We start from the raw sequence: 13,297 nt of genomic DNA, 5'->3' as shown, positions 1-13,297 counted from the left end.
TGCCGCTCATCATGGCCGCGACCACGCAGAACAAAGCGACCATCGGCAGGGAGAACTTCAGCGCGGTGAGCACGGCCACCCCGGCCACGATGATCATGCCGCTGGACTGGAGCGCCGCCGGCCGGTGGATGCGCAACCGGGTGCCGGTCGCGGTGGCCAGGAAGGTGCCGACGGCCAGTGCCCCGCCGACCAGGCCCAGCGCTCCCTCGTCACCCAGGTCGCGGCCGAACACCACCGTGGTCAGGTCGCCCGCCTTGATGCTGAACGCCAGGAAGAGCAGCAGGAAGCCGTAGACCGCCCGCAGCGTGGCCGCGCCGATCAGGGTCGAGATCACCAGCCGTCCGGCGGGCCGTCCCCGGCCGAGGGGCCGCTCGCCGGTGCCGCGCCGCAGCGCCCGCAGCGGTCGCGGCACCCGCTCCGGCGGCTCGGAGTCGGCCTTGGGTGGCAGCCGGAGGGCGACCACCATGCCGATCAGGAAGATGACCGAGGCGACCCGCAGCGGCCACTGCGGCCCGAACCAGAACGCGGCCAGCCCGATCGGGGCGACCAGGGCTCCGGCCACCGTGCCGTAGACGCTCGCGCGCGCACCGACCTGGGACAGTCCGAGCCCTTCGGGCAGCAGTCGGGGTACGGCCGCGGAACGGGCCACGCCGTACGCCCGGGAGAGCGCCAGCACGCCGAAGGCCGCCGGATACAGGCCGAAGCCGTGGATGTAGTCGGAGATCAGCCAGGCCAGGAACGCCCGGCCCAGCATGGTCGTCGCCAGGGCGTACCGTCGGCCGTGCCGGAAGTGGTCGAGCAGCGGCCCGACCACCGGGGCGAGCATGGCGAACGGCACCATGGTCACCAGCAGGTAGAGCGCCACCTTGCTCCGCGCCTCGCCGAGCGGCACGTTGAAGAAGATCGTCCCGGCCAGGCCGATGGCGATCAGCGTGTCTCCGGCGCAGGAGACCGCGTGCAGGTCGAAGAGGCGGACCATGCCGGTCTCCCCGCCGGCGCCGCGGGCCCGGGCGCGAGCGGCGCTGCGGGTGACCCAGCGGCCACCGCTGAGCGAGCCGCGAAACAGCAGCCGGGTGGCGCGGATGCCGGTGCCGACGGTCCGCCCGAGGAGGGACCGCTCGGAGCGGGAGAACAGCGGCATGGGACCCATCCTCACCCATCGGCTCGCCGGATGCCGCGCCACCGCCCCAGAACACCTCTGGGGAGTGCCTCACAGCCGACCCCGCCTATGGGGAACAATGGTCGGGTGACCAGGCCCGCCTCCGCCCGCGCCGCTCGTCTCGACCAGGTCTGTGCCGCCGCCGTCGAGGTGGCGCGCGCCGGCATCACCGAGGTGGATCCCGCCGACATCGGCGACCACCTCCAGGCCGTCGCCGAGGGCGACCGTCTCGTCACCCACTACTTCGAGTGTCGGTTGGCCGGCTACCGCGGCTGGCGGTGGGGGGTCACCGTCACCCGGGTGCCGCGCAGCCGCAACGTGACGATCTGCGAGACCGTGCTGCTGCCCGGGCCGGACGCGCTGCTCGCGCCGGGCTGGCTGCCCTGGCAGGAACGGCTCAAGCCGGGCGATCTGGGCCCCGGTGACCTGCTGCCGACGCCGGCCGACGACGAGCGGCTCCAGCCCGGCTACCTTCTCTCCGACGACCCGGCGGTCGAGGAGACCGCCTGGGAGCTGGGGCTCGGCCGGCCCCGGGTGATGTCGCGGGAGGGCCGCGCCGAGGCGGCCCAGCGCTGGTACGACGGCGACCACGGCCCCTCGGCGCCCATCTCGACCGCCGCGCCCGCCGCCGCCCGCTGCGGCACCTGCGGTTTCTACCTGCCGCTCGCGGGCACCATGCGGCTGTGCTTCGGTGTCTGCGGCAATTTCTACGCCCCGGACGACGGTCGGGTGGTCAGCGCCGACCACGGCTGCGGCGCCCACTCGGAGACGCTGGTCGAGGCCGAGACGGCGGTGGACGAGATGCCGACCGTCTACGACGACAGCGCGGTGGAGCCGGTGTCGGTCAGCCGGGCGCCCGGTTCGATCGAGGCGGGCGAGCCGGCGGAGCCGTACGGCCACTCCTGATCGCGGGCGGCGGCCGACCCGTGCCGGGCACCGTGCCGACCGGGTGACCGCCCAACTGGTGGCGCTCAGCCGGCGGCGCGGCGGCGACGGCGGTTGGCGTCGTGCCGCATCATCACCGCCAGACCGGGGAAGCCCCACAGGAAACCGGCCAGGCAGATCCACAGCCAGTTCTCGTGGCCGCTGGCGGCGAGCCGATCGCGGAAGAGCAGCAGCACCAGCCCGGTGACCACCCACGCGGCCATCCCGGCGAGCGCGAACGGCACCATCGGCGGGTCGAGCGGCTCGGGTCGCGGTTGCTGCTGCTTCGGCACCCGGCCAGGGTACGCGAGCCGCTTTCTGCCGGCCGGTCATCTGCGACGACGTGCGCGACGAGCTGATGATCCGCTGTGAGGTCTCTGATGGCAGTAGCGCCGCCCGACAACGGCACACCACCCGATTCCGGCCGGCCGCGGAACGGCTTCGACCGGTACTTCGAGGTCACCGCCCGTGGCTCGACGATGAGCCGGGAGCTGCGCGGTGGCCTGGCCACGTTCTTCACGATGGCGTACATCGTGGTGCTCAACCCGCTCATCCTCGGCCGGGCCGTCGACGGTGCGGGCAACACCCTGCCGATCCCCGCCATCGCCGCGGCCACCGCCCTGGTCGCCGGCCTGATGACCATCCTGATGGGCGTGGTCGGCCGGTTCCCGCTGGCGGTCGCCGCCGGTCTCGGCGTGAACGCTCTGGTGGCGTACGAGATTGCACCGGAGATGACCTGGGCGGACGCGATGGGCCTGGTGGTGATCGAAGGTGTGATCATCGCGGTGCTGGTGCTGACCGGTCTGCGTACGGCGGTGTTCCGCTCGGTGCCGACCCAGATGAAAACGGCGATCGGGGTCGGCATCGGCCTGTTCCTGACCATCATCGGCCTGGTCGACGCCGGCTTCGTCCGGCGGCTCCCGGACGTGGCGAACACGACCGTCCCGGTCGGCCTCGGCATCGGCGGCAAGCTGTCCAGCTGGCCGACGCTGGTCTTCGTGCTGGGGTTGCTGCTGACCCTGGTGCTGGTGGTACGCCGGGTCAAGGGCGCGATCCTGATCGGCATCCTCGCCGCCACCGCGCTGGCGTTGGTGGTGGAGCAGCTCGGCAACGTCGGCCCGTCCCTGGTCAACGGGGTGCCGAACCCTAAGGGCTGGTCGCTGAACGTCCCGACACTGCCGAGCGACCCGTTCCGGATGCCGGACCTGTCGCTGCTCGGCAGGTTCAACGTGCTGGGTTCGTGGGGGCGGGCCGGCTGGCTGGTCGTGCTGATGTTCATCTTCACGCTGCTCATCACCGACTTCTTCGACACGATGGGCACCATGGTGGCCGTCGGCCAGGAGGGCGGCATGCTCGACGATCGGGGCACCCCGCCCCGGGCCAAGGAGATCCTGCTGGTCGACTCGATCGCCGCGGCCAGCGGTGGTGCGGCCAGCGTCTCCAGCAACACGGCGTACATCGAGAGTGCCGCCGGTGTCGCGGAGGGCGCCCGCACCGGGGTGGCGAACCTGGTCACCGGGGTGCTGTTCCTGCTGGCCATGTTCCTGGCGCCGCTGGTGGTGATCGTGCCGTTCGAGGCGGCGTCGATCGCGCTGGTGGTGGTCGGTTTCCTGATGATGAGCGCGGTCCGGACCATCGACTGGTCCGACTACGAGATCGCCGTTCCGGCGTTCCTCACCATCGTGCTCATGCCGTTCACCTTCTCCATCTCCAACGGCATCGGCGCGGGCCTGATCGTCTATGTCGTGATGAAGCTCGCCAAGGGCAAGTCCCGCGAGATCCACCCGCTGCTGTACGCGGTAGCGGCGCTGTTCGTGGTGTACTTCCTGCGCGGTCCGATCGAGTCGTTGCTCTACTGACGTCGGCCCGGAGCAGGGAGTTTCCGGGTGAGCATGGTCATATCAGCTGCGGCTCGGTCAGCTAATTAGTTAGGCTAACTATCGTGACGGAGCGGACGGTGACGGCTCAGAGCATGCCACCGGCGCAGCTGGCCCATCAGCTGCGTGATGCGATCACCCGGCTCAACCGGCGGGTCCGCCAGGCCCGGCCGGTCGGTGACCTGACGGTCACCCAGTTGTCCGCGCTCACCAGCATCCGGCTGGGGGGTGCGCTCACGCCGCGGGAACTCGCCGACGTCGAACGGGTGCAGCCACCGACGATGACCAAGATCGTCGCGAAGCTGGAGGAACGCGGCCTGGTGCAGCGCAGCCCTCACCCGACCGATCGCCGGCAGGTCATCCTCGCGGTGACCGAGGGGGGCCGGGCCGTGCTCGACCAGTTCGAGCGGGTCCGGGACGAGTGGCTGGCCCACCGGCTGGCCGAGCTGAGCGATACCGATCGGGAGATCCTGCACCACGCCGCGGAGATTCTCCAGCGACTCTCCCGCGCCTGACGCCGCCGCACACTTGGTGTGCCCCGCGCCGCGCCGTCCGTCGTTGATGACGCGTACGACCGCGAGGAGGCGCACCAAGAGTGCAGGCACGCCTGAGCACGATGTTCCAGTCCCTACAGGTTCGCAACTACCGGCTCTTCGCATCTGGGCAACTGGTCAAGCTGATCGGCGTCTGGATGATGTTCATCGCCCAGGACTGGCTGGTCCTCGAGCTTTCCAACGATTCGGCCACCGCGCTCGGTGTGGTCGTCGCCCTACAGTTCACCCCCGTCCTGCTGCTCACGCTGATCTCCGGTCGGCTCGCCGACCGGTACGACAAGCGGATGCTCCTCTTCGTCGCCAACGCGTTCTGGACCGTGCTGTCGCTGGCCATGAGCGTGCTCGTGCTCACCGACCTGGTCCAGCTCTGGCACGTCTTCGTCTTTGCCGCCCTGCTCGGTGTGGCCAACGCGGTGGAGACCCCGGTGCGTCAGGCGTTCGTCTCCGAGCTGGTCGGCACGCGGCTGCTGCCCAACGCGCTCTCGCTCAACGCGGCCGTGTTCAACTCGGCCCGGATCGTCGGCCCGGCCGTCGCCGGCCTGGCCATCGCCGCCTTCGACGTCGGGCCGGTCTTCCTGGTCACCGCGCTCAGCTCGATCGGACCCCTGGTCACGGTGATCCAGATGCGTCCGGCCGAGCTGCACCGGGAGCCGCTGCCGCCGCGCGACGAGCGGGCCGCCGCGACCGTGATGGACGGGCTGCGCTACGTCGGCCGCCGTCCCGACCTGCTGCTGCCGATGGTGGTCATGTCGGTGATCGGTATGTCGCTGTTCAACTTCCAGCTCACCCTGGCGGCGCTGGCCAAGACCGTGTTCAACACCGGCGCGGCCTCGTTCGGCCTGTTCAGCACGACCCTCGCGGTCGGCGCGCTGGTCGGTGCGCTGGCCGGGACCGGGCGGCGCAGCCGCCCCTCGGTCTGGCTCGTGCTCGGTGCCGCGATCGCCTGTGCCGCTTTCGGCACGCTTGTCGGCTTCGCCCCCGCGTACTGGATGGTCGTGGTCCTGCTGCTGCCGACCGGTTTCTTCATGGTCTACTTCGCCCAGGCGGCCAACCAGCGGGTTCAGCTCGGCACCGACGCCGCGTTCCGGGGGCGGGTGATGGCGCTGTGGGTGCTGGTGTTCCTGGGTACCAACCCGGTCGGTGCGCCGCTGATCGGCTGGGTCGCGGAGACCTACGGGGCCGGCGTCAGCATCTGGGCCGGCGGCCTGCTCTCCCTGGCCACCGCGCTGCTCGCGTTGACCTGGCAGCTGCGCCGGGCCGGTGCCCGGCTGCGGTTCCGGATCCTGCCGATGCCCCGTTTCTACGTCACCGAGGTGTGAGCGGACGCCGGGCGGCGCGGTCGGCCTGCGGGCCGCCCCGCCGTGCCGGAAGACGGTCCCGACCGGATGCGGGAAAATCGGTTACGTGACGCTCCGAAGCGGCTTAGCTTCGGTGAGTGGAGGTCATACGCTTGCTGCTGCTCGCCGTGGCGCTGGCCGCCGTGGTCTTCCTGCCGGTGCTGATCGCGCTCGTGGTCTGTGCTGACGAGGTCCTCGACCGGCTGACCTGCGGATACGCCGAGTGGCGGGAACGCCGGCGGGAACGGCGCCTGATCGCCCGGCTGGACCAGGCGGTCGACGCCGACGAACTCGCCAGCCGAGTCGATCTCGACGCCCTCGACCGGGCCGACCGGCGCCCCCTGGAGCAACTCGCCGCCGACCTGCGGTGCCTGCGCCGGGAACGGGTCGGCGGCATGGGCCCGGCGGTGGTGTGGCACAGCAGCGTGCTCGACGCGTACGACGAGCGGCTCCGACTGGCCTGCCGGGCGCTGGGCATCACCGAGCATCTGGCCGAGCTGACCGGGGTCGACCGGGAGATCGAACGGGTCCGGGTCGAGGGCGTGTTGGACGCCGCCGGTCTGCGGCTGCCGGCCACCCGCCCCGGACAGCGCGAGCGCCACCCCTAGCTAGGTGCGACTCTTCACCGCGATCCACCCGCCGGCCGAGGCGATCGAGCACCTGACCGCCCGGGTGGCCGGGCTCCGGATCGGCGCCGCCAGCGCCGCCGGGACGAACGTCCGGCTGGCCGATCCGGCGCGGGCCCACCTGACCCTCAGCTTCCTCGGGGACGTCGATGCGGGGCGGCTGGTCGAGGTGGAGAGCGCGCTCGGACTGGCCGCCGAGTGGTCGCGCGACGGTCGCACCGCCGCGCCCCGGCTGCGGCTGGCCGGAGGCGGGCGGTTCGGGCGGGGCCAGTTCACCGTGCTCTGGGTCGGCGTACGCGGTGACGTCGAGGCGCTCCGGGTGCTGAGCCGGCTGATCCGTTCCCGGCTGCGGCACGCCCGCCTGCCGTACGACGAGAAGCCGTTCCGCCCGCACCTGACGATCGCCCGCCCCGGCGACCGGCTACCACTGGCCGACATCGACGCCGACCTCGCCGCCCTGACCGATTACGAGGGCCCGGAGTGGCCGGCCGAGGAACTGGTGCTCACCCACAGCGAGCCCGGCCCCCGCCCGGCCCACCACCGGCTCGCCGCTTGGCTGCTCTAGCGCTCGGTCAGGAGGACTCGCGGGCGGCGGGGCCGCTGCCGAACAGGACGTCGTCCCAGCTGGGCAGGCGCTTGCGCGGCTTGCCGCTGGCGTCGGTCGACTCGGTGGCGCCGCCGGCCGGCGTGGTCGTGCGGCGGGGCCGCAGCACCGCCAGCGACGGCACGGCCGGCACCTCCTTCGGCGCGTCCGAATCGTCGTCGAACGCCGAGCCCTGGCCACCGCCGAGCAGCGCCGCCGCGCCGCCGCTGACCGGCCGCTGCCGGGGTGCGTCCTGCCCACCGGCCAGCGCGGCCGGCGAGCGGGGCTCGAGACCACGGCCCGAGGTCGAGCCGAGCGGGCGGTCGAGCGAGGCGAGGAGGGCGTCGCGGCCGGCCCGGATCGGGTCACGACCCGACCGGCCCGGCTCGGCGGGGGCGGGCAGGCCGTGCCCACCCCGGCTCGGCTCGCCGCGCGACGGACCGGGCAGCGCGTGGCCGCCCCGTTCCGGTGCCGGCTCCTGGCCGAGGATCGGCGTCGGGCGCTCGGCGCAGAGATACTGCGCCATGTCGTCGTGCGGGGCCACCGACTGGCGGGTCTTGTCCAGATCCCAGACCGCCTGCGCGGTGGCCTTGCCGGACGGCCAGGTGGCGACGATCCGCCAGGTGCCGTCGTCGCGGCGCCACGCGTCCCAGGAGATCTTCTCGGTGTCGATCCCGTGCTGCGCGAGCCGGCCGTTTACCACCTCGGCGAGGGGCGTCGGCTTCTCGGCACCCTTGAGTCGGGTACGCCGGGCGTGCTGGGCGAGCATCGCCCGCTCCTGGAGCACCGGCCCCGCGTAGCGGAGCACCCGGTCGACCGGAACCCCGGCGATCCGGGCGACGTCCTCGGCGGACTCGCCGGAACGGATTCGGGCCTGGATGTCCCGAGGGGACAGTGACGGCACCGGGTCGGCAGTGGTCGGTGCCACCGCGAGCGCGGGTGCACCCGGCTCGGCGTGCATCGCTCCGGCGATACGCTCGTCGATGGGCAGGGCGAGCAGCCGCCCGACCTCGTCGGCGAGCACCAGGGCCTGGCCGTCCTCGGAGAGGGCGACGAAGCGTACTGGGCGCATCGCGTTGCCTCCGTCCCGCTTCGCTGGCCGTACGCCACGAGCCGGCCACCCGAGGCGTTGGGCACCACGGTACGCCCATCCGGGGCCAGGTGGGAGACGCCACGCCCGGGCAAGTCGAGCTGAGCAGCCTAATTCGCCGCTGGTACGCGCTGTGCGGCGGGTCAGTCGTGGAAGCCCGACAGTGGCGTTGATCGCAGTACGCCGCGGGCCCGGCGACCCCGCTGGGTCGACCGGGCCAATGGCGCTACGGCAGGACCGTTCAGAGCCGCTCGACGACGTAGTCGATGGACGCGGTCAGCGCCTCCACATCGGCGGGCTCGACGGCCGGGAACAGCGCGACCCGCAGCTGGTTGCGGCCCAGCTTGCGGTACGGCTCGGTGTCCACGATGCCGTTGGCGCGCAGCGCCTTGGCGATCGCGGTGGCGTCCACCCCGTCGGCGAAGTCGATGGTGGCGACCACGTTGGAGCGCAGCGCCGGATCGGTGACGAACGGGGTGGCGACGGACGAGCGCTCAGCCCAGCCGTACACGATTCCGGCGCTCTCGGCCGTGCGCTTGGCCGCCCAGGCCAGCCCGCCCTGCGAATTCATCCAGTCGGTCTGCTCGGCGGCGAGGAAGATGGTGGCCAGCGCCGGGGTGTTGTACGTCTGCTCCAGCCGCGAGTTGTCGATCGCGGTGACCAGGTCGAGGAAGGCCGGGATGTACCGACCGGACGCCTTGATCTCGGCGGCCCGCTCCAGCGCGGCCGGCGACATCAGGGCCAGCCAGAGCCCGCCGTCGGAGCCGAAGCACTTCTGCGGGGCGAAGTAGTAAACGTCGGTCTCGCCGACGTTGACCTCCAGCCCGCCGGCACCGGAGGTGGCGTCGACCAGCAGCAGCGAGCCCGGGTCGGCACCGGCCACCCGGCTGATCGGCACCGCCACGCCGGTCGAGGTCTCGTTGTGCGGGGTGGCGTAGACGTCCACGCCGGCCTCGGCGGCCAGGGCCGGCGCGCTGCCCGCGTCCGACTTGCGGATCGTCGGCTCACCCAGGAACGGCGCGTCCTTGACGGACTTGGCGAACTTGGCGCCGAACTCGCCGAAGCTGGCGAACTGGGCCCGGTCGCGGACCAGGCCGAACGTGGCCACCTCCCAGAATGCGGTGGTGCCACCGTTGCCGATGATCACCTCGTAGCCCTCGGGGATGGAGAAGAACTCGGCAATGCCGGAGCGCAGCCGGGCCACCTGGTCGCGGACGGTCTTCTGCCGGTGGGAGGTGCCCAGGTAGCTGGTCGCCACCTCGGCGAGCGCGGATACCGCGGCCGGACGGACCTTGGACGGCCCGCAGCCGAAGCGGCCGTCGGCGGGCTTGATCTCGTCGGGAATCCGGATGGTCGGTGCGTCAGCCACGGTTTTCAAGATCCTTCCGCATGGGTCGGGCGCGGGTGAGCAGATGAGCGCGGACCGACGGCGGGCGCGTGCGGGCGCACGGCGGAGCCGGGTCCAAGCCCTTCCGGCAGCGCTGCCGGCCTTCATCCTCGCACCCGTCGCCGCGGTCCGGGCGCTGGTCCCAGCCCCAACCGTGAGGCGTCCGCCACAGCCGGTGGCGTCGCCCACACCTCCGCGCCGCCGAGCCGGGGCTGGGCGTGAAGCGAGCCGGGGCCGGGCGTTAAGAAGGGGCCCTTCCTCTACCGGAAACGGTAAGAAGGGCCCCTTCCTTACACCTCAGACGCCGTGCGGGACGGCGTCCCAGCCGTCCACCTCGTGCGGCTTGCGCGGGCTCGGGCCGACGTAGCGGGCCGAGGGGCGGACCAGCCGCTGGAGCTTCTTCTGCTCCAGGATGTGCGCGCTCCAACCGCCCATGCGGGCGCAGGTGAACATGGAGGTGAACATGTGCGCCGGCACCTCGGCGAAGTCGAGCACCACGGCGGACCAGAACTCGACGTTGGTGGCGAGCACCCGGTCCGGCCGGCGGGCCTGCAACTCGGCGAGGGCGGCCTTCTCCAGCGCCTCGGCGACCTCGAAGCGGGGCGCGCCCAGCTCCTTGGCGGTGCGGCGGAGCACCCGGGCACGCGGGTCCTCGGCCCGGTACACCCGGTGACCGAAGCCCATCAGCCGCTCGCCGCGGTCGAGCACGCCCTTGACGTAGCTGTCCGCGTCACCGCTGCGCTCGACCGACTCCAGCATGCTCAGCACCCGCGACGGCGCACCACCGTGCAGCGGGCCGGAGAGCGCGCCGATGCCGGAGGAGATGCAGGCGGCGGCGTCCGCGCCGGTGGAGGCGACGATCCGGGCGGTGAAGGTGGAGGCGTTCAGGCCGTGCTCGGCGGCCGAGATGAAGTACGCGTCGACGGCCTTGACGTGCCGCGGGTCGGGCTCGCCGCGCCACCGCTTCATGAAGCGCTCGACCACCGTCGAGGCCTTGTCGATCTCCTTCTGCGGCACCGCCGGCAGGCCGAGGCCCCGGGCGGACTGGGCGACGAAGGACAGCGCGGTGACCGATACCCGGGCGAGGTCCTCGCGGGCCTGCTCGTCGGAGATGTCCAGCAGCTGGTGCAGCCCCCAGTACGGGGCGAGCATGGCGACGGCGGACTGGACGTCGACCCGGATGTCGCCGGAGTGCACGGGCACCGGGAACGGCTCGGCCGGCGGCAGGCCCGGGCCGAACCGGCCGTCGACCAGCAGGGCCCAGACATTGCCGAAGGAGACCTGGCCGATCAGGTCCTCGATGTCGACCCCGCGATAGCGCAGCGCACCGCCCTCGCGGTCGGGCTCGGCGATCTCGGTTTCGAAGGCTACGACGCCCTCAAGTCCGGGTTTGAAATCGGCCATCTCACTACTCCTGGCGTGTGGTCGGTGCGCCCGCCCGGGCTCGGTGTCCCGGCCCCGGCCGGGTGAGCGCCTTAGGCGACCCTCAGGGATGTGTTCGTGACATCTTGCCTGCTGGTAAGCGGGTGCGCGACCCACTGTCGATGTGCTGCACACGACATCCCCGGCCGCGCAGGCCGCCAGCCGTTCGGCCAGACTGGGCTGTACAGGCTGGTCGGGCGCGGATCGGCCCGACGGACAGGGGAGGGAACGTGACGGGGGACACACCGCCACCAGCGGGGATGCGGCACGAGTACGCCGCCGAATCCGGCCTGACCGAGGCCGACCTCGCGGGTGACTGGCATACCCAGTTCGATCGCTGGTTCGCCGAGGCGGTGGCCGCCGGGCTGGCCGAGCCGAACGCCATGGTGGTGGGCACCGCCGACGCCGCCGGGCGGCCGAGCGCCCGGACCGTGCTGCTCAAGGGGTACGACCCGGAGGGCTTCGTCTTCTTCACCAACTACCACTCCCGCAAGGGCGTCGAGGCGGTCGCCAACCCGTACGCCAGCCTGGTGTTCCCCTGGTTCCCGATGCAGCGGCAGGTGATCGTCGCCGGCCCGGTGGAGCGGGTCGGGCGGGCGGAGACCGAGGCGTACTTCGCCAGCCGGCCGCGCGGCTCCCAACTGGGGGCGTGGGCGAGCACCCAGTCGTCGGTGCTGCCGGACCGGGCCGCGCTGGAGGACGCGTACCAGGCGGCGGTGCAGCGGTTCGCCGACGAGGCGCCGATCCCCGCTCCGCCGCACTGGGGCGGACTGCGGGTACGGCCCGAGTCGGTCGAGTTCTGGCAGGGCCGGGCCAGCCGGTTGCACGACCGGCTGCGGTTCCGCCGTACCGAGGGTGGCTGGGTCGTGGAGCGGCTGGCCCCGTGACCGCTACCGAAACCAGCCGGCCGCGCGAGCAGCGCCGCTGGGCGATCGACCTGCGTCCGTTGCGAGTGCCGGCGTACCGGCGGCTGTGGCTCGGCAACGCGATCGCGATGTTCGGGTTCCAGTTCACCGCGGTCGCCGTACCGGTGGAGATGTACGCGCTGACCCAGGACTCGTTCTGGGTGGGGCTGCTCGGCGTTGCCGCCTTCGTGCCGCTGCTGCTCTTCGGGTTGTGGGGCGGCGCGGTGGCCGACGTCCTGGACCGGCGCCTGGTGCTGCTGGGCGGCTCGGCGCTGCTCTGGGTCTCCGTGGTGGGTTTGCTGGTGCAGGCCCTGCTGGGTGTCGGCAGCCCGCTGTTGCTGCTCGCGCTGGTGGCGTTGAGTTCGGTCTCGTTCGCGGTCGCCGGCCCGGCCCGTAACGCGCTCGTCGCCCGGCTGGTCCCGAACGATCTGGTGCCCGCGGCCACCACGCTGAACTTCACCACCGCGATGGCCACGTCGGTCCTCGGGCCGCTGGCCGCCGGTCTGATCCTGGCGATCTGGGACCTCGGGATCGCGCTGCCGATCGCGTACGGCCTGGACGCCACGCTGCTCGTCGCCCTGGTCTGGGCGGCGCTGCGACTGCCGGCCATGCCGCCCGAGCCGGACCCGGACGGCGCGCCCCGGCAGGCCGGGCTGCGCAGCATCGTCGACGGATTCCGCTACCTGGCCGGCAGCCCGGTGCTGCTGCTGTCCTTCGGCATCGACCTGATCGCGATGGTGTTCGCCTTCCCCCGGGCGCTGTTCCCCGAGGTGGCGGCGGAGCGGTTCGGCGGCGGTGCGGCGGTCGGCTGGCTGTACAGCTCCATCGCGATCGGCTCCCTGCTCGCCGGGCTGGTATCCGGCTGGATCGGCCGGGTCCGCCGGCAGGGTCTGGTGCTGGTGCTGTCCGTCGTCGGATGGGGCGTCGCGGTGGCGGTGGCCGGGCTCGCCCGGCAGTTCTGGCTGGTCATCGTGCTGCTGGTGCTGGCCGGGATGGCCGATCTGGTCAGTTCGGTGGTGCGGCAGTCGATGCTGCTGGTGTACGCGCCGGACCGGATGCGCGGGCGGCTCCAGGGAGTCAACCTCGTCGTGGTGGCCGGCGGACCGCGCCTGGGCGACCTGCGGGCCGGTGCCATGGCGGCCGGCTTCGGCAGCGGGGTGGCCTGGGTCGGCGGTGGCCTGGCGGCGGCGGCGCTCGCGGCGCTGCTCGCGGTGGCGTTCCCGGCGCTATTGCGCTACCGGCCGCCGACCGCGCCGAGCGAGCCGCGGTCCTGAGGGCTAGGGTCTGGCGACATGGACAGCCGCGAGCCGCGTCCCCTGTCAGGGGCACAGTGGACCATTTCCGCCGCCGGACACGAGGCGGTCATCGTCGAGGTGGGCGGCGGGGTCCGCACCTACCGGCAGGACGGTGTCGAGCACCTCGACGGGTACGCC

13 protein-coding genes and 1 pseudogene are annotated in these 13,297 nt (G+C 72.5%); 9 read left to right on the top strand and 5 right to left on the bottom strand.

Going from position 1 to position 13,297, the window contains the following annotated elements; genetic code table 11:
* The coding region (locus tag AB0M52_RS19880; RefSeq protein ID WP_363955553.1) for an MFS transporter at positions 1 to 1,141 on the bottom strand (1,141 nt) is incomplete at its 3' end.
* An 87-nt stretch (positions 1,142 to 1,228) separates the two neighbouring features.
* Between AB0M52_RS19880 and AB0M52_RS19875 the strand changes: the two genes are divergently transcribed.
* A complete protein-coding gene (locus AB0M52_RS19875; protein ID WP_363955551.1) occupies positions 1,229 to 2,065 on the top strand; it encodes a DUF3027 domain-containing protein in 837 nt (278 codons plus the stop codon).
* 65 nt (positions 2,066 to 2,130) lie between these two features.
* On the opposite strand, the gene AB0M52_RS19870 is transcribed toward AB0M52_RS19875, so the two are convergent.
* Positions 2,131 to 2,376: a DUF2530 domain-containing protein gene (locus AB0M52_RS19870; RefSeq protein ID WP_363955547.1), complete on the bottom strand. Its 246-nt coding sequence runs from the start codon at positions 2,374 to 2,376 to the stop codon at positions 2,131 to 2,133.
* 87 nt (positions 2,377 to 2,463) lie between these two features.
* On the opposite strand from AB0M52_RS19870, the gene AB0M52_RS19865 reads away from it, so the two are divergent.
* The 5 genes from AB0M52_RS19865 to thpR all read left to right on the top strand — a co-directional run bounded on the left by AB0M52_RS19865 (position 2,464) and on the right by thpR (position 7,042).
* Positions 2,464 to 3,942, top strand: coding sequence for an NCS2 family permease (locus tag AB0M52_RS19865; RefSeq protein ID WP_363955544.1), 1,479 nt, complete (start codon positions 2,464 to 2,466; stop codon positions 3,940 to 3,942).
* An 83-nt stretch (positions 3,943 to 4,025) separates the two neighbouring features.
* Complete coding sequence (locus AB0M52_RS19860; RefSeq protein WP_363955541.1) at positions 4,026 to 4,475, top strand: MarR family transcriptional regulator; 450 nt, start codon at positions 4,026 to 4,028, stop codon at positions 4,473 to 4,475.
* A gap of 80 nt (positions 4,476 to 4,555) precedes the next feature.
* Positions 4,556 to 5,833 carry an MFS transporter gene (locus tag AB0M52_RS19855; RefSeq protein ID WP_363955538.1) on the top strand — a complete coding sequence of 426 codons (1,278 nt, stop codon included), beginning with the start codon at positions 4,556 to 4,558 and terminating at the stop codon, positions 5,831 to 5,833.
* A gap of 116 nt (positions 5,834 to 5,949) precedes the next feature.
* On the top strand, positions 5,950 to 6,459 hold the full coding sequence (locus AB0M52_RS19850) for a hypothetical protein (protein ID WP_363955535.1): 510 nt from the start codon (positions 5,950 to 5,952) through the stop codon (positions 6,457 to 6,459).
* Between the two features lie 4 nt (positions 6,460 to 6,463).
* Positions 6,464 to 7,042: an RNA 2',3'-cyclic phosphodiesterase gene (thpR, locus tag AB0M52_RS19845; RefSeq protein WP_363955533.1), complete on the top strand. Its 579-nt coding sequence runs from the start codon at positions 6,464 to 6,466 to the stop codon at positions 7,040 to 7,042.
* A gap of 7 nt (positions 7,043 to 7,049) precedes the next feature.
* Here the strand turns inward: thpR and sepH are convergent, their stop codons facing one another.
* The 3 genes from sepH to AB0M52_RS19830 all read right to left on the bottom strand — a co-directional run bounded on the left by sepH (position 7,050) and on the right by AB0M52_RS19830 (position 10,941).
* Positions 7,050 to 8,132, bottom strand: coding sequence for a septation protein SepH (gene sepH / locus AB0M52_RS19840; protein ID WP_363955531.1), 1,083 nt, complete (start codon positions 8,130 to 8,132; stop codon positions 7,050 to 7,052).
* A gap of 259 nt (positions 8,133 to 8,391) precedes the next feature.
* Positions 8,392 to 9,519 (bottom strand): phosphoserine transaminase, encoded by a 1,128-nt coding sequence (gene serC, locus AB0M52_RS19835; protein ID WP_363955528.1) that lies wholly within the window; start codon positions 9,517 to 9,519, stop codon positions 8,392 to 8,394.
* Positions 9,520 to 9,834: 315 nt separating this feature from the next.
* Positions 9,835 to 10,941, bottom strand: coding sequence for a citrate synthase 2 (locus AB0M52_RS19830; RefSeq protein WP_363955525.1), 1,107 nt, complete (start codon positions 10,939 to 10,941; stop codon positions 9,835 to 9,837).
* Between the two features lie 278 nt (positions 10,942 to 11,219).
* Between AB0M52_RS19830 and pdxH the strand changes: the two genes are divergently transcribed.
* The 3 genes and pseudogenes from pdxH to AB0M52_RS19815 form a co-directional block, all read left to right on the top strand.
* Positions 11,220 to 11,846, top strand: coding sequence for a pyridoxamine 5'-phosphate oxidase (gene pdxH / locus AB0M52_RS19825; protein WP_363955556.1), 627 nt, complete (start codon positions 11,220 to 11,222; stop codon positions 11,844 to 11,846).
* Positions 11,843 to 13,138, top strand: coding sequence for an MFS transporter (locus tag AB0M52_RS19820; RefSeq protein ID WP_363955522.1), 1,296 nt, complete (start codon positions 11,843 to 11,845; stop codon positions 13,136 to 13,138). Before pdxH ends, AB0M52_RS19820 begins: the two co-directional genes overlap by 4 nt.
* An 18-nt stretch (positions 13,139 to 13,156) precedes the next feature.
* A pseudogene (locus tag AB0M52_RS19815) lies at positions 13,157 to 13,297 on the top strand (aldose epimerase); the annotation flags it as partial.

Source organism: Micromonospora sp. NPDC051296, from assembly GCF_040682255.1.
Taxonomy (GTDB): Bacteria; Actinomycetota; Actinomycetes; order Mycobacteriales; family Micromonosporaceae; genus Micromonospora; species Micromonospora craterilacus.
Note: the sequence above shows the minus strand (reverse complement) of the source record. Positions and strands in the feature narration are given on the sequence as shown.